Annotated in this window: 15 protein-coding genes; 8 read left to right on the forward strand and 7 right to left on the reverse strand. The window is 72.6% G+C overall.

Annotated elements, in window-relative coordinates; genetic code table 11:
• The first annotated feature begins 263 nt into the window (after positions 1-263).
• Positions 264-2561, forward strand: a complete 2298-nt coding sequence (locus NDW01_RS00555) for a ComEC/Rec2 family competence protein (RefSeq protein ID WP_252815506.1) — start codon at positions 264-266, stop codon at positions 2559-2561.
• Between the two features lie 56 nt (positions 2562-2617).
• Here NDW01_RS00555 and NDW01_RS00560 read toward each other — a convergent pair whose 3' ends face one another.
• Entirely contained in the window at positions 2618-3616 is a 999-nt protein-coding gene (locus NDW01_RS00560; protein ID WP_252815508.1) for an LLM class flavin-dependent oxidoreductase, read from the reverse strand.
• Between the two features lie 127 nt (positions 3617-3743).
• Between NDW01_RS00560 and NDW01_RS00565 the strand changes: the two genes are divergently transcribed.
• The 3 genes from NDW01_RS00565 to NDW01_RS00575 all read left to right on the forward strand — a co-directional run bounded on the left by NDW01_RS00565 (position 3744) and on the right by NDW01_RS00575 (position 6129).
• The gene (locus NDW01_RS00565; RefSeq protein ID WP_252815510.1) at positions 3744-4214 is read left to right on the forward strand and encodes a nitroreductase family deazaflavin-dependent oxidoreductase; all 471 of its coding nucleotides are present in this window, start codon (positions 3744-3746) and stop codon (positions 4212-4214) included.
• 343 nt (positions 4215-4557) lie between these two features.
• Positions 4558-5550 carry a DNA polymerase III subunit delta gene (gene holA, locus NDW01_RS00570; RefSeq protein ID WP_252817311.1) on the forward strand — a complete coding sequence of 331 codons (993 nt, stop codon included), beginning with the start codon at positions 4558-4560 and terminating at the stop codon, positions 5548-5550.
• 75 nt (positions 5551-5625) lie between these two features.
• A complete protein-coding gene (locus NDW01_RS00575; RefSeq protein ID WP_252815512.1) occupies positions 5626-6129 on the forward strand; it encodes a hypothetical protein in 504 nt (167 codons plus the stop codon).
• A gap of 10 nt (positions 6130-6139) precedes the next feature.
• Here the strand turns inward: NDW01_RS00575 and NDW01_RS00580 are convergent, their stop codons facing one another.
• The gene (locus NDW01_RS00580) at positions 6140-6799 is read right to left on the reverse strand and encodes a DUF4241 domain-containing protein (RefSeq protein ID WP_252815519.1); all 660 of its coding nucleotides are present in this window, start codon (positions 6797-6799) and stop codon (positions 6140-6142) included.
• 183 nt (positions 6800-6982) lie between these two features.
• Positions 6983-7252 carry a 30S ribosomal protein S20 gene (gene rpsT, locus NDW01_RS00585; protein WP_252815521.1) on the reverse strand — a complete coding sequence of 90 codons (270 nt, stop codon included), beginning with the start codon at positions 7250-7252 and terminating at the stop codon, positions 6983-6985.
• Between the two features lie 339 nt (positions 7253-7591).
• On the opposite strand from rpsT, the gene lepA reads away from it, so the two are divergent.
• The 4 genes from lepA (at position 7592) to hemW (ending at position 12532) form a co-directional block, all read left to right on the forward strand.
• The gene (lepA, locus tag NDW01_RS00590) at positions 7592-9415 is read left to right on the forward strand and encodes a translation elongation factor 4 (RefSeq protein WP_252815523.1); all 1824 of its coding nucleotides are present in this window, start codon (positions 7592-7594) and stop codon (positions 9413-9415) included.
• A gap of 67 nt (positions 9416-9482) precedes the next feature.
• Positions 9483-10337 (forward strand): LLM class F420-dependent oxidoreductase, encoded by an 855-nt coding sequence (locus NDW01_RS00595; protein WP_252815525.1) that lies wholly within the window; start codon positions 9483-9485, stop codon positions 10335-10337.
• 393 nt (positions 10338-10730) lie between these two features.
• The gene (locus NDW01_RS00600) at positions 10731-11192 is read left to right on the forward strand and encodes an ATP-binding protein (RefSeq protein ID WP_252815526.1); all 462 of its coding nucleotides are present in this window, start codon (positions 10731-10733) and stop codon (positions 11190-11192) included.
• A gap of 131 nt (positions 11193-11323) precedes the next feature.
• Positions 11324-12532, forward strand: a complete 1209-nt coding sequence (gene hemW / locus NDW01_RS00605; RefSeq protein ID WP_252815527.1) for a radical SAM family heme chaperone HemW — start codon at positions 11324-11326, stop codon at positions 12530-12532.
• A 9-nt stretch (positions 12533-12541) separates the two neighbouring features.
• Here hemW and NDW01_RS00610 read toward each other — a convergent pair whose 3' ends face one another.
• The 4 genes from NDW01_RS00610 to NDW01_RS00625 form a co-directional block, all read right to left on the reverse strand.
• On the reverse strand, positions 12542-13327 hold the full coding sequence (locus NDW01_RS00610; protein ID WP_252815529.1) for a DUF4870 domain-containing protein: 786 nt from the start codon (positions 13325-13327) through the stop codon (positions 12542-12544).
• Between the two features lie 286 nt (positions 13328-13613).
• Entirely contained in the window at positions 13614-14252 is a 639-nt protein-coding gene (locus NDW01_RS00615; protein WP_252815531.1) for a DUF4870 domain-containing protein, read from the reverse strand.
• 94 nt (positions 14253-14346) lie between these two features.
• Positions 14347-15168 (reverse strand): DUF3097 domain-containing protein, encoded by an 822-nt coding sequence (locus NDW01_RS00620; protein WP_252815533.1) that lies wholly within the window; start codon positions 15166-15168, stop codon positions 14347-14349.
• A 33-nt stretch (positions 15169-15201) separates the two neighbouring features.
• Positions 15202-16020, reverse strand: coding sequence for an MBL fold metallo-hydrolase (locus NDW01_RS00625; RefSeq protein ID WP_252815534.1), 819 nt, complete (start codon positions 16018-16020; stop codon positions 15202-15204).
• Between the last annotated feature and the right edge of the window lie 84 nt (positions 16021-16104).

The raw sequence follows: 16104 nt of genomic DNA on the forward strand, positions 1-16104 counted from the left end.
GCGGGCACGGTGCGGTCCGTGACGCCGGCGTGGGCGATGGGCTTCCTGCCGGCGGCGCGTGCGGTGAATCCGATCAGGCGTCGACTGGAGAGTCCTCCAGCGCTACGCCGTTGGGCGGGGTCTTCGCGGGCGGGCAGTCCGGTGACCAGCCTGGGGACGGGTCTTCGACGGCCGACGGGTTCGACCTGCGGTTGGGGCCACCGGCGGCAGGCGCTTGGCTGTCCGCTCTGGTGCTCCTCGGTCTGAGTCCGACGGTGGCCTACGTGACCGCCCTCGTGTCGGCCACCGGGGCTGTGTTCCTGGCGGCCTGCGCGGCGCGGCGGCGGGTGCCGGTGGTGCGGCGGGTCCGGACGGTGCCGGTTCTGGTTCCGGTTCCGGTGGCGGGACGGGTGGTGGTGGGCGCGCTGGTGTGCGTCGCGGCCTCGGCCGTGGGCGTCGGGTTCCGGCTAACGGCGGTCGGGTCCGGACCGGTGCGAGCGCTCGCGGTCCGTGGCGTCACGGCGGAAGCGGGCGCGGTGGTCACCGGGGACCCGGCGGTGCTGAAGGCCGGACCGTCGTCGCGCCGGCACGACACCGTCCTCGTACCGGTAAGGGTGGAGGAGGTGGAGTTCGCACCCGGGACGACAGGGCGGCTGCGGGTGCGCGTGCCGGTGCTCCTGCTCGCTGACGACCCCACGTGGAGACGGCTGGTGCCGAGCCAGCGCGTTCACCTCACCACACGGCTCGCCACGCCACGCCATGGGGAACTGCTCGCGGCGGTCGGCCTGGTCCGCGGGCCGCCCACGCTGGTCGGCCGGCCTTCGCTGCCACAGCGGTGGGCGAGTACCGTCCGGTCCCGCCTGCGTGCGGCGGCGTCCCGGCTGCCCTCCGACCAGCGCGGCGTCCTGCCCGGCCTGGTGGACGGCGACACGTCCCTGCTCGACCCGGAGCTCGCCGACGCGTTCGAGACGGCAGGGCTCACGCATCTGATGGCGGTCAGCGGCGAGAACCTCTCCCTGCTCATCGGCGCGGTTCTGATGGCCGGCCGCTTCACCGGCCTCGGCCGTCGCGCGGTGCCCGTACTCGCGGGGCTGACGGTGATCGGCTTCGTGCTGGTGGCGCGTCCGTCGCCGAGTGTCCTGCGCGCCGCCGTCATGGGTTCCGTCGCGCTGCTCGCGGTCGTCACCGGCCGGGAGCGCCGTGGGGTGCCCGCGCTGTGCGCGGCCGTTCTCGTGCTGGTCCTCCTCGATCCGGAGCTCGCCCGCTCGTACGGCTTCGCGCTGTCGGCGCTCGCGACCGCGGGCATCCTCGTGCTCGGGCCGCCCTGGCGGCGGTGCCTGACACGATGGCTGCCCCAGAGCGTGCCCGGACGGCTGCCCCGCCGTCTGGCCGGCGCGCTCGCCGAGCCACTGGCGGTGGCAGCGGCGGCCCACGTCGCGTGCGCTCCGATCCTCGTCCTCCTCGACGGTCAGGTGAGCCTCGTGGCCGTGCCCGCGAACCTCCTCGCCGCTCCCGCGGTGGGGCCCGCGACACTCCTCGGGGTGCTGGCCGCGGCCGTCGCGCCGGTGTCCCTGCCGCCGGCCCGGGTGATCGTCGTACCGGCCGGGCTGGCGGTCGGCTGGATCACCGGAGTAGCACGGCTGTGCGCCCGCGTGCCGTACGCGGCGGTCGGCTGGCCGGCGGGCGCGGCCGGAGCGGCGCTGCTGACGGTGATGTTCGTCGCCGGCGCGCTGGTCCTGCGCCGGCCGGGAGCGCGCCGTGCCGCCGCGGCCGTCCTCGCCGGTACGGCGCTGATGGTGATCGGCGTCCACGCCTGCGCGCCGGGGTGGCCGCCGCACGGCTGGCGGTTCGTGACCTGTGACGTCGGCCAGGGCGACGGGCTCGCACTCGCCGCCGGGCCCGGCCGCGCCGTGGTCGTCGACACCGGTCCCGATCCGCGCTTCATCGACCGCTGCCTGCGCGCGCTGCGGATCCACGCCGTGCCGTTGCTCGTGCTGACCCACCCGCACGCCGACCACGTCGGCGGGGTGCCCGGCGTGCTACGCGGCCGCACCGTCGGGACCGTCCTGATCAGTCCCGACAGTGAGGGGGAGGAGCGGCGCCTGCTCACCGGTAGACGGGTCCTCGCCGCGGGGATCGGCGACGTCTGGTCCGTCGGGCCGCTGACGCTGCGCGTGCTCGGCCCGCTCGGCAGCCTTCCCGTGTCCACGCGCGATCCCGGCACCGAGGTGAACAACGCCAGCGTGGTGCTGTTCGCGCGGTGGCCAGGACTGACGGCGCTCCTCGGCGGAGACGTCGAGACGGAGGCCCAGCGGACGCTGCTCGCCGCCGGGCTCCCGCGCGCCGACGTCCTCAAGGTCCCGCACCACGGCTCGTCACACCAGGATCCGGACTTCCTGGCCGCCGTCCACGCGCGGATCGCGGTGACGTCGGTCGGCGCGGACAACGACTACGGGCATCCGGCGCCGTCGACGATGGCCCTGCTGGCGCGGCTGCACCTGCGCGGCTACCGGACCGACCACGACGGTGACATCGCCATCGTCCGCTCCCACGACGGCCCGGCCGTGGTCACCCGGCGCTGAGAGACCGGTGCGCCGGCCGGCGCACCGGTCGCGCAGCACGGCGGCGGTCTGGCCGGTCAGCCGGCGCGCAGGATCTCCTTGACCAGTTCGTACGAGCGCAGGCGGGCGGCGGGATCGCCGACGTTCGTGGAGACCATCAACTCGTCCGGCTGCGTCCGTTCGATCAGGTCGAGGAGCCCCTTGCGCACGGTCTCCGGACCGCCGATCACGTGCGACTCGGTGATGGTGCCGATGGCCTCGCGCTCTTGAGGCGTGTACGGATACGCCTGCGCCTCCTCCGGCGTCGGCAGTGGCCCGGGCTTCCCGGTCCGCAGCCGCAGCATCGACAGGCCCATGGGCGCGGCGAGCCGTTCGGCCTCCTCATCCGTGTCGGCGCATACGACGGCGGCGGTCACCATGGCGTGCGGCCGGGACAGGACCTCGGACGGCTGGAAGGTGGAGCGGTACAGCTCCAGGGCGGGCTCGGTGAACCGCGCGCTGAAATGGTGGGCGAACGCGAACGGCAGGCCGAGCGCTCCCGCGAGTTGCGCGCTGTAGCCGCTGGAGCCCAGCAGCCAGACCTGCGGCGGGTTCTCGCCCGTGGGAACCGCCCTGATCCCGAGCGACGAACCGCCGAGGAACGCCCTCAACTCGGCGAGGTGGCGCGGGAAGTCCTCGACGTTCAGGTCCGCGCTCCGCCGCAGCGCGTACGCGGTGGCCTGGTCGGTTCCAGGAGCCCGGCCGATGCCGAGGTCGATCCGACCGGGGTGCAGGGCCTCCAGCATGCCGAACTGCTCGGCGACCACCAAGGGGGCGTGGTTGGGCAGCATCACCCCTCCGGAGCCGACTCTCAGGGTCGACGTCGCCTCCGCCAGATGCGCGATCAGGACGGGAGGCGAGGAACTGGCGATACCGGGCATGTTGTGGTGCTCGGCGACCCACAGCCGGTGATAGCCGAGGCGTTCGACGGCGCGGGCCAGGTCGATGCTGGCACGCAGTGCGGCTCCGGGCGTCGTATCCGAGCTGACGGGAACGAGGTCGAGCACGGAGAGCGGCAGTTCATGAAGTTCGGACACCTTCGAACAACCCAGAGCGGAAAGCGGGGATTCCCGGTGCGGGCCGGATCACACGCGGGCGGATCCGCCCTCGTCGGAGAGGCCGTCCGATGTGCGGGGATCCGCTGTTCACCGGCATCATTGGACAATGCCCCGAGGAATCTCCAGTGCCCCCCGACCGCACGGGTTCCTGCGCCGTGTGGTCCGCGCCCCCCTTTGGATCTATCACCGGAACCTCGGCTTCCTGCTCGGCAAACGCTTCCTCTACCTGGCCCATCAGGGACGGCTCAGCGGCCTGCGCCGGGAGACCGTCCTGGAGGTGGTGAAGCTCGACCACCAGGCCGGCGAGGTCATCGTGTTCTCGGGCTGGGGGAACCGCGCCGACTGGGTGAAGAACCTCCGGGCGGGGCGGGCGCTGGAGCTTCGGATCGGCCATCTCCGACTGCTGGAACCGGAGCACCGCTTCCTGCCGGATGAGGAGCGCCGCGCCGTGCTCGTCGCGTACAAGGAGGCCCATCCGCTGGCCTGGCTGACCCTCGCGCGCCTGATGGGTCTGCCGAGGGATCCGAAGAACGACGGCATAGGGGACATGCGCGCCGTCGCCTTCCGCCCGCGCTGACCCCGTCCATTCGCCTGCGCCGACCGCTCCCGGGTCGTCTCTGCCCGCGTTGACCCCGTCAATTCGCCCGTGTCGGCGCCGACCGGGCCACGGGCGCCTCTGCCCGGCCTGACTGCGCGCTTGCCGCTGGTGCTCCGCGTCCCGGGTCGCTTGCGCCGGGGTTGCCCGCGTCCCGGGTCGCTGCTCCCGGTGCTGACCGCGTCCGCGTCGCCTTTGCCCGCGTCGGTCTCCTCCGCGTCGGCCTTGACCGGGCACCTCGCGCGCGGGGGCACGCAGGAGCCGGCAGCGGCCGGATCGAGACCGCCGGTCAGTGATCGTTCGGGGTGACGACGGCGGGTGGGCGATGCCGGGCCCCGGGGCGTGGCATGCTGCATGCGTGTCTTCCGAACGTCTCACCCTTGTCGTCGGCGACGAAGAGCTGCTCGTCGACCGGGCGGTCGGCGACGTCGTCGCGGCGGCCCGCGCCCGTGAGGACGATGTCGAGGTCCATGAGCTGACCCCCGCCTCTCTTGCGCCGGGCGCACTGGCGGAGCTGACCTCGCCGTCGCTGTTCGGCGGCGGGCGCGTGGTCGTCCTGCGTGCGGCCCAGGACTTCGGCAAGGACCTGGCCGCCGAGATCGGCCGGTACGCCGCGAACCCCGCCGACGACATCGACTTCGTCGTCGTGCACGCCGGTGGCGCCAAGGGCAAGGCGCTGCTCGACGCGCTGACCAAGGCGGGCGCCCGCAAGGTCACCTGCCAGAAGATCACAAAGCCGGGTGAGCGTGTCGCCTTCGTACGCGCGGAGATTCGCCGGGCGGGCGGGAGCATCGGGGAGGACGCCGCGCGTACCCTCCTCGACGCGGTCGGCACCGATCTGCGGGAGCTGGCCAGCGCGTGCAGTCAGCTCGTCGCGGACACCGGCGGGAAGATCTCCGATGAGGCGGTCGCGCGATATCACCGGGGACGCGCGGAGGTCAGTGGGTTCACCGTCGCCGACCGGGCGGTCGAGGGCAAGCTCGCCGAGGCGTTGGAACAGCTCCGCTGGGCGCTGGCGACGGGCGTCGCGCCGGTCCTCATCACGAGTGCGCTGGCTCAGGGCGTACGGTCGCTAGCCAAGGTCGGTGGCGCGCCACGCGGCCTGCGCGGCGCCGGGCTGGCCAAGGAGCTCGGAATGCCGCCCTGGAAGATCGATCGGGTACGCGCGCAGTTGCGCGGCTGGGAGCCGGCCGGGGTCGCGCGGGCGCTGCAGGTCGTGGCCGAGACCGACGCCCAGGTCAAGGGCGGCGGTGCCGATCCGGCGTACGCGCTTGAGAAGGCGATCGCTCAGATCGTCGCCGCGCGTTCCGGCCGCTGACACCCACCGCCGGCCTGTCTCCAGGAGTGGGATAAATCGGTTTGATCCCATTCGCCGATGTCCCACGCTTGCTCCATGGACAAGATCAAGGAACCGCGCCTCGGCGTCGACTTCGGTCGGGTGATCCAGGGAGGCGCGACGGAAGCGGGGGAGGAGGACACGACCTTCCTCGGCGGCGGGCTGGAACAGGCGATGCGCACGCCGGCCACACCGGGGACCTTCGAGGTGCTGCCCCGGCTCGTCGCCCGCTTCGGCGGACGGGCATGGGTGATCTCGAAGTGCGGTCCGGGCGTCCAGCAGCGGACGCTGCAGTGGCTCGATCATCACGACTTCTACCGGCGCACCGGCATCCCATCCGGGAACGTCCGCTTCTGCCGTCGGCGCGCGGACAAGGCCGGGCACTGCGCCGAACTCGGCATCACGCACATGATCGACGACCGGCTGGACGTGCACGCCGCGCTCCGCGACCTCGTGCCGCATCTCTTCCTCTTCGGCCCTCCGAAGACCGAACCGCCCGACTGGGTACGGCATGCCGCGACCTGGGCGGACGCGGAGGCGATGATCGACGCGATCGGCTGATCCCCGTAGGTCACCGCGCCGGGGCGGGCCCGTCGCCGAGCGGCCGGTCCTCGGGCAGGAGGAAGAAGTCGGTGACGAAACACGCGACGTCGCCGTCGCGCGTACGGCCGATCCAGGTCGGGTACACGCCGTCGCCTACGCCGGTGGTGAAGCCGACCAGGATCGGCTCGCCGTCCGGCCCGTCCGCGGTCGGAGAGGTCGGGCGGTCCGATACGTCCATCCGGAAATCCTGCCACCACTCGCCGTCCGCCTCCTCGTGGAGGGCCTGGACGCCGTCGGCGTCGGCGAACGATCCCTGGCCACCGTCGACCGGGTAGCCGAAGTATTCGCGCGGACCGAGGGCGGCGACGTCCTGGCCCGGCCACAAGGCGAGTTCCCAGGCGTCGACCGGCTCGTCGCGGATCACCAGCCGTGCGGCGGCCACGCGTTCGTCGACCACGTCACCGTCGGCGGATCGCCGGTATTCGACGACGGCGAGCACGATCGGGTACCGGCCCGGAGGCACCGTCTGGGTGAACGCCTCGGTGGGGAATCCCGGCTCGGATGCCGCGACGCGGCCACTGGGCAGCGACAACCGGCCGTGATCGAGTTGAATCGTGCAGTGCCAACCGCCGTCATGGAAGGTCGCGCCGGACACGAACAACCGGTCGTAGTCACGGGGCCGTAGCACGGTGGAGTGTTCCCTGCGCGGGGTCAGGACTGCAACAAGGTCACGCCGGACCGGGGGCGCCGACCGGGCCGGGCCGCTTCACGGTGCGGCGGAGACGGCCGAGCGCCGCCGGTCCAGGTAAGGCAAGCACGACGAAGCCGCGCCCGGCGAGCGGGCACGGCGTCGCTGACGCGTCGGTCGGCCTTACTCGGCCTGCAGGGCGGCGGCGCGCTTGGCGATCGCCGACTTGCGGTTGGCCGCCTGGTTCTTGTGAATGACGCCCTTGCTCACGGCCTTGTCGAGCTTGCGCGAAGCGTGACGCAGCTGGACGAGGGTGGCCTCGGCGTCGCCGGACTCGGCGGCCTCACGGAACTTGCGAATGGCGGTCTTGAGCTCGGACTTGACCGCCTTGTTGCGCAGACGAGCCTTCTCGTTCTGCTTGTTCCGCTTGATCTGGGACTTGATGTTCGCCACGAAGAAAGCCTCAGGTCTTAAGTCGATGGATTTGGGGGCGCGGGACCTGTCGCGCCCACACGCAGTGGAACAGCCTACCAAGCTTTCCCGGACAGCCCCAACCCGACGGCCCGTCGACCGCCGGCGCCGAGCCCCGCACCGTACGGCGAGGGCGGGGGCCGCGCCTGCGGTGAGGGCGAGCGCCGCACCGTACGAGGTCGCGCGTCCCACCCGCGGGTGGGCACCGCACCCGAGGGCGAGGGCCGCGCCCGAGGGTGAGCGCCGCACCGTACGGCGAGAGCATGGCACGAGGCATGGGACGATGGAAGACGCTAGATCCGTCACTCTTTGAGGAACCCGGTGCCGCCCGTACCGAACCAGACCGATCCCGCGGTGATCCGCAACTTCTGCATCATCGCGCATATCGACCACGGCAAGTCGACCCTCGCCGACCGCATGCTGCAGTTCACCGGCGTGGTCGAGGAGCGTCAGATGCGCGCCCAGTATCTCGACCGGATGGACATCGAGCGCGAGCGCGGCATCACCATCAAGAGCCAGGCCGTGCGCCTGCCGTGGAAGGACCACGTCCTCAACCTGATCGACACCCCCGGGCACGTCGACTTCTCCTACGAGGTGTCGCGGTCGCTGGCGGCGTGCGAGGGGGCCGTGCTGCTCGTCGACGCCGCGCAGGGCATCGAGGCGCAGACGCTGGCCAACCTCTACCTCGCGCTCGAGGCGGACCTGCACATCATCCCGGTCCTCAACAAGATCGACCTGCCCGCCGCGCAGCCGGACAAGTACGCCGAGGAGCTGGCCGGCATCATCGGCTGCGACGCCTCCGAGGTGCTGCGTGTTTCGGGCAAGACCGGGGAGGGTGTCGCCGCGCTGCTCGACAACATCGTCGAGACCGTTCCGGCGCCCGTGGGCGACCCGGACGCCCCGGCCCGCGCGATGATCTTCGACTCGGTGTACGACACCTACCGCGGTGTCGTCACGTACGTCCGGGTGGTCGACGGGCACCTGTCGCGGCGCGAGAAGAGCCTGATGATGTCCACGAAGGCGGCGCACGACACCCTCGAGGTGGGCGTGATCTCGCCGGAGCCCAAGCCGGTCACCGGCCTGGGCGTCGGGGAGGTCGGCTACCTGATCACCGGCGTGAAGGACGTCCGCCAGGCCCGCGTCGGCGACACCGTGACGATCGCGTCGCAGCCCGCGGTGGAGCCGCTCGGCGGCTACCAGGATCCGAAGCCGATGGTGTTCTCCGGCCTGTACCCGGTGGACGGCGACGACTACCCCGAGCTGCGCGACGCCCTCGACAAGCTACGCCTCAACGACGCCGCGCTGATCTACGAGCCGGAGACGTCGCTCGCGCTGGGCTTCGGGTTCCGCTGCGGCTTCCTCGGCCTGCTGCACATGGAGATCGTGCGGGAGCGGCTGGAGCGGGAGTTCGATCTGTCGCTCATCTCCACCGCCCCGAACGTCGTCTACCGCGTGGTCATGGAGAACGGCGACGAGCACCGGGTCACCAATCCGAGCGAGTTCCCCGAGGGCAAGATCGGCGAAGTGTACGAGCCGATCGTCAAGGCGACGATCCTGTCGCCGAGCGACCACATCGGCGCGATCATGGAGCTGTGCCAGGGACGGCGGGGTGTCCTGCTCGGCATGGACTACCTGTCCGAGGACCGCGTCGAGATCCGCTACACCCTGCCGCTCGCCGAGATCATCTTCGACTTCTTCGACCAGCTGAAGTCGCGGACGCGCGGGTACGCCTCGCTCGACTACGAGCCGAGCGGCGAGCAGGAGTCGGACCTGGTCAAGGTCGACATCCTGCTGCAGGGCGAGTCGGTGGACGCCTTCAGCCAGATCGTGCACAAGGACAAGGCCCGCGAGTACGGCCTGATGATGACGGCCAAGCTGAAGGAGCTCATCCCGCGCCAGCAGTTCGAGGTGCCGATCCAGGCGGCGATCGGCTCGCGCGTCATCGCCCGCGAGAACATCCGGGCCATCCGCAAGGACGTCCTGGCCAAGTGCTACGGCGGTGACATCTCCCGTAAGCGCAAGCTGCTGGAGAAGCAGAAGGAGGGCAAGAAGCGGATGAAGACGATCGGCCGGGTCGACGTTCCGCAGGAGGCCTTCGTCGCGGCCCTGTCGACGACCGGCGCGGCCGCGGACAAGAAGAAGTAACCGCGTCTCGGATCGTCCATCCTGGGGCAGGCTGACCTGAGTCAGCCGAGACCTTTGGGAGGCAACGATGGTGGACGTCGGCCGGGTGGGAGTCTGGAGCATCGGACTCCGGAACGACGATCCGAGCGCCGCGAACGAGATCCGCGAGGCGGCGGCCGAGCTGGAGGAGCTCGGGTACGGCGCGATCTGGCTGGGTGGCAGCCCCGATGTGCGGCATGCGGTGCCACTGCTGGAGGCGACCTCCCGGATCGTCGTGGCGACCGGGATCCTCAACATCTGGGAGCACGACGCGGCCGACGTCGCGGACCGGCACAAGGCCGTGTCCTCGGCGCACCCGGGCCGGTTCCTGCTCGGGCTGGGCGCGAGCCATGCCAAGGCGGTCAAGGACTACGCCAAGCCGTACTCGGCCATGGCGCGGTACCTCGACGGCCTCGACGCCGCCGGCGCGCCGCCCTCGGAGCGGGTCCTGGCCGCGCTCGGCCCGCGCATGCTGGAGCTGGCCCGCGACCGTACGGCGGGCGCCCACCCGTACCTGGTGACCCCGGAGCACACGGAGCGGGCGCGGCAGATCCTCGGCCCGGATCGCCTCCTCGCCCCGGAGGTCAAGGTGGTGCTCGACACCGACCCCGGACGGGCACGCGCCACGGCCCGCGCCCACCTGGGCTTCTACATGCAGCTGCCCAACTACACCAACAACCTGCTGCGGCTCGGCTTCACCGAGGACGATGTCGCCGACGGCGGCAGTGACCGGCTCGTCGACGCGGTCGTCGCGTGGGGCGACGTCGAGGCGGTACGGCGGCGCGTCGCCGCGCACCGGGACGCGGGCGCGGACCACGCCACCCTGCAGGTCCTCACCGGCGACCGGAACGGGCTGCCGCGGGCGGAGTGGCGGGAACTCGCCGCAGGACTCGACCTGCGCTGACCCGTCGGATTCGGGCGGACTCGCCGGGACGGAGCAGGACGAGCCGGTCGGTCAGGCCGGCGCGATCGAACGCGCCGGTCAGTGCCTCGGCGTTCTCGGTGCAGTGTCCCCGGCTGTTGAAGTGGACGGGCGCGACCCGGCGCGCCCGCGGGCCGGAACCGCGGTCACGGTCAGGTCACCGGCGCCGGGCCGCCGCCCTGTGGTGGACATCCAGGGCGCGAGGCCGGTGGCGGTCCCGTCCAGGGGGAGCGGGCCGGGCGTACGCCGGCCGTGGTGGTCATGCATTCCGGACCGCCCGGAGTGGTTGTCCGGAACTCCCGGCTCATGCCCCTCCGGGTTGCACCGTCCGATTAAGGGGAATGGGTCGTGTCCGTGATGACCTAAGGAGGATCAGTGGACGCGGCCATTGCAGGGCCGGAGACGAGCGACGCCGACCCGCGGGGGCCCGGCCGCGGCGGACCGGCGGAGATGACCATCATCGGAGTGATCACGCTTCCGGGCACGGAACGTTCGGTGGCCGACGGGCGCCGGTTCGTCGGCGAGACGCTCGGCCGGCGGCACCCCGCGGCCGACGCGGTCAGGCTCAGCGTCAGCGAACTCGCCACCAACGCGGTCAGGCACACGCCGAGCGGCACGGGCGGCCGGATCACGATCAGGCTCGCCGCCGCCGAGAACGCCGTCCGCGCCGAGGTGATCAACGACGGCGCCACCGGCTCGGAGCCGCGGCTCCAGAGCCCGCCGGAGGCGGACGCCGAGCACGGCAGGGGATTGGTCCTCATCGACACGGTCGCGGACCGGTGGGGCGTGACCCGGGGCGCCCACCGGACGACGGTCTGGGCCGAGTTCTCGTACTGACGACCGCCATGCGCCGTACGGCGGCCCCAGGGCGGTGCGAGGCTCCGTCGTGCCGCACCCGATGAGGGCGGCACGCGTCGTGGCGGGGGCACGCCGCCGAAGCACTCCCGCGCGGACGGCAGACTTGAGACGTGCCCTCGACCCTGCCCGACGGAGACCCGGTCCCGAACGACGGCGCGTTGCCCGCCAGTGCCCTCGACGGCCTCGGCGACCGCCCGTTCGGCTTCTACGTCCACGTCCCCTTCTGTGTGACCCGCTGCGGCTACTGCGACTTCAACACCTACACCGCCACCGAGTTGCGCGGCGCGTCCCGCGAGGCGTACGCCGACACGGCCATCGCGGAGATCCGGCTGGCCCGCCGCGTGCTCGGCGACGTCGACCTGCCCGTCCAGACGGTCTTCGTGGGAGGGGGAACACCCACCCTGCTGCCCGCCGACGACCTCGGGCGGATCCTCGACGCGATCGACAAGGAGTTCGGCCTGGCGGCGGCCGCCGAGGTGACGACCGAGGCCAATCCCGAGACGGTCGACCCCGGCTACCTCGCACGCCTCCGCGAGGCGGGCTTCACACGGATGTCGTTCGGGATGCAGAGCGCGCGTGAGCACGTGCTGGCCGTCCTCGACCGTACGCACACGCCCGGCCGGCCACAGCAGTGCGTCCGGTGGGCGCGGGAGGCCGGCTTCGAGCACGTCAACCTGGACCTCATCTACGGTGCGCCGGGGGAGAGTGACACGGACTGGCAGGCCAGCCTGGAGGCCGCCCTGGAGGCCGGTCCCGACCACGTGTCGGCCTACGCGCTCATCGTCGAGGAGGGCACCCGGCTGGCCGCGCAGGTCCGCCGCGGGCAGGTCGCCGCGCCGGACGACGACGCCATGGCGGACCGTTACCTCGCCACGGAACGGATGCTGAGCGCGGGCGGCCTGCGCTGGTACGAGATCTCCAACTGGGCGGCGGACGACGACGCCCGGTGCCGCCACAATCTCCTGTACTGGACCGGCGGCGACTGGTGGGGGGTCGGCCCGGGCGCCCACAGCCACGTCGGCGGCACCCGCTGGTGGAACGTCAAGCACCCCGCCGCGTACGCCGCCCGCCTCGCGTCCGGCGCCACGCCCGCGCACGCCCGCGAGGTCCTGGAGGACGCCGACCGCCGCTTCGAACGCGTCATGCTCGAACTGCGGCTGGCCGAGGGCTGCCCGCTGGACCTGCTCGATGACGCCGCCGTCCGCCGCGCGGTCACCGACGGACTCCTCGTCCCGGAGGCGTACGACGCGGGCCGCGCGGTGCTCACGCTGCGCGGGCGGCTGCTGGCCGACGCGGTCGTCCGCGACCTGACGCCCTGAGCGGGACCGTCACCTGACGATGGGCCAGCAGAGCCACTTCGGGATGACGTACAGCTCGCCCTTGTTCGCCCGGAGCGCGGCGACGATGAGGTAGATCACGTGCGCGACGCCGTACGCCAGCATCGCCGGAATCGCGACGATCGCGCCGATCCCGAGTGTGGCCAGGGAGACGACGACGCACGCGATCGTCAACAGGAGGCTGGTCAGCGCGAGGTTCAGCGCCTGCGCGCCGTGGAAGCGCAGGTACGGCGACCGGTCCTTCTGCGCCAGGTAGACGATGAGCGGCGCGATGAGGCCGATCGCGAACTGCCCGAGGTAGGCGAGCAGCGCCCACGTGTTCTCGTCGGTCGCCGCGAACCCCTGGCGCGGGGGCCCGTATCCGTACGGGACGGGCGGCCCGGCGTAGGGCGGTCCGGCGTGCGCCGACCCGGACGGGTTCGGCGGCGGGCCGTAGGGCGGCGGCCCGGGCGGGTTCGGCGGCGGGCCGTAGGGCGGCGGGCCGGACCGCCCGCCGTAGGCGTGGGGATAGGGGCCCGGCTGCGGCGGCCCGGCGAATGAGCCGGGAGGCGGTCCGGCCGGCGCACCGTACGGGCGGGGGTGGGGACCGGTCTGCGGTCCGGCCGGCGCACCGTACGGACCAGGGTGGGGACCGCTCTGCGGTCCGGCCGGGCCGGGGTGTGGGCCCGGGTGCGGCCCGGTCGGCCGGGCGTACGGGCCGGGGCGTGGGCCGGACGTCTGCGGGTCAGGAGCAGGACCGGGCTGCGGCGGACCGGCCGGAGCCGCCGGTCCGCTCATCAGCGGATCCGGCGGTTCGAAGGAGGGCCGCGAGTCGCGTCGCTCAGACGAACGCCGATCCTGCGGCCCGGAGGACGCCTTCGAGTCCTGGGGCGGAGGCGGCGGAGAGTCCTGCGGCCCGGATGGCGGCTGCGAGTCCTGGAGCTCAGGCGGCAGGGAGTCCTGGGGCTCGAAGGAGGGCCGCGAGTCCTTGGGCTCAGGCGGCAGGGAGTCCTGGGGCTCGAAGGAGGGCCGCGAGTCCTGGGGCTCAGGCGGCGGGGAGTCCTGCGCCTCGGTCACGGCGGTCCTAGCGGAAGATCGGCCAGGCGGCGACCGACGGGAGGCGGTACCACTCGCAGCGGTTGGCGCCGATCGCGGCCTTGACGATGCAGAAGTACTCGATGGCCACGACCGCCAGCGCGATCAGCAGCCCCGGCACGCCCATGAAGTACATCGCCGCGAACGCGAGGAGGTTGCACACGATCATCGCGATCGACAGGTTGAGCGCCTGCACCGCGTGGAACCGCGCGAACCGCGAAGAGCGCCCCTTCGCCAGGTAGACGATGGCCGGCGCGACGAACCCGCCGACGAACATTCCGACGTAGGCGGGAACGGCCCAGCGTTCGTCCTCGTCGGTCACCGGCCCGCCGGGGACCATCGGCTCCCGGCGCCGCTTCGCGGGCGCCGGCGGGGCGTACCCGGCGGCCGGTCCGGGGTGCTGCCCGGGCGGCGCGCCGTACGGCTGCTGCTGGGGGTATCCCCCCTGGTGGCCGCCCTGGCCGTACCCTCCCTGGCCGTAGCCCGCCTGCGGGTACCCCGGCTGCGGATAGGGCGCGTGCCCATGGCCCCCGTGCCCCGGGCCGTACGCCTGGGCTCCCGGACCGGCGTACGGGCCCGACCCCCCGGAGCCCGGACGTCCGTGGCCCGGCTGCCGACCATAGGTCATGTCCCTGATGCCCCTTCCGGCGAAGCGTGAGAAGTGCCGATGCGAACGCGCAGTTTATGAGACGCGCGGCGGCGCCGGATGGTTCTGGAGGACCTCAGCCCGTCTGCGGGACGGTGACGAAGTCGATGAGCTCCTCCACCCGCCCGAGCAGCGCGGGCTCGAGGTCGGCGTACGTGCGGACCCGGCCGAGGATCGCCTGCCACACCTCGCCCGGCTCGCCCCTCCACCCGAGCGCCGCGATGACGCCCTCCTTCCAGGAGATCCCGCGGGGTACCCGCGGCCAGGCGGGGATGCCGAGCGCCGCGGGCTTGACGGCCTCCCAGATGTCGATGAAGGGATGGCCGGTGACCAGGACGTACGGGGAGGAGACCTGGTCGGAGATCCGGCTCTCCTTGGACCCGGCCACGAGGTGGTCGACGAGCACGCCCAGCCGGCGTTCCGGCCCCGGGCCGAACTCCGCGACGATGTCCGGGAGGTGGTCGACGCCCTCCAGGTACTCCACGACGACGCCCTCGACCCGCAGGTCGTGCCCCCAGATCTTCTCGACGAGCTCCGCGTCGTGGCGGCCCTCGACGTAGATCCGGCTCTCCCGGGCGACCCGCGCCCGGAGGTTCGGCACGGCGATCGAACCCGACGCCGACCGGGCCGGACCCGCCGCCCGTACGGGACGGACGAGCGTCACGGGCTTGCCGTCGATGAGGAACCCTGCCTTCGCCAGCGGGAAGACCCGGCGCTTGCCGAAGCGGTCCTCCAGGGTCACGGCGTCCTTCTCGCAGGCGACGACCGCGCCGCAGAACCCGCTCGCCGGGTCCTCGGCGACCAGGCCCGGCTCCGCGGCGACCTCCGGGATCTGTCCCTTACGCGGACGGCGCCAGTCACCGGACAGGACGTCGCGTCCATAGTCTTTGCTCCGCACGCGTCGCACCGTACCGGTCCGGAGGCGGGCGGGTCAGCCGGGCGGCCGCCCGGGGCCGGATCGCCGGCCCAGGTGGTCGTGGCCGCGCCGGACCGCGTCCCGCAGCGTCTCGGCGGGGTACGGCCAGCCGCCCGCGGCCAGGGCCTCCTCGACGTCCAGCCCCTCCGCGTGCGTCTCGCGCACCCGGCGGGCCACCAGGTCGATCTCCGCGTGCTGCCGGGCCGCGAACTCCTGATCCACCGGTGCGCCGTGGCCGGGCACGAGAACGCCGTCGACGGTCCGCAGCAGCGCCGCCAGGGTCGCCGGCCACTCCAGCGGGAACGAGTCGGCCCCGTACGACGGCGGGCCGGACTGCTCGACCAGGTCACCGGTGAAGGCGCACCGCGCGTCGGGCGCCCAGACGACCAGGTCGCCGTCGGTGTGCCCCGGGCCGAAGTGCAGCAGCTCGACGACGCGGTCGCCGAGGTCCACCTCGGCGCGGTCGGTGACGAGCCGGTCGGGAGCGAGCAGGAGATCGGTCTCGACCTTCTCCGCCCAGCCGGGGAACTCGCGCGCCAGCATGGGCCGCGCGGTCTCCGCCAGGTAGCGGGGCAGCGACGCGTGGCCCCAGCGGGCCCCGGCGGTGAACGCCGCGTTGCCGAAGCAGTGGTCGAAGTGGCCGTGGGTGTTCACGATGACGGGGTTGTCCACCCCGAGTACGCGAAGGTCGTCGCGCAGGCGAACGCCCTGTGCGACACTCGCGCGGGTGTCCACGACGACGGCGCCGGCGGACCCGACGACGACCCCCACGGTCACGTCGAAGTCGGAATAACGACGCTGGAAACAGCGTTCGGCAATCTCGTGCCAGGTCACACGAGTGACTCTGCCATGTTCGAGGCGAGAACGTGATCCACCGGCGTCTCCTTCTGTGTGCCACCGGGCCGTACACTTGGCACT

This window comes from Actinoallomurus soli (assembly GCF_024055715.1).
Lineage (GTDB): Bacteria > Actinomycetota > Actinomycetes > Streptosporangiales > Streptosporangiaceae > Actinoallomurus > Actinoallomurus soli.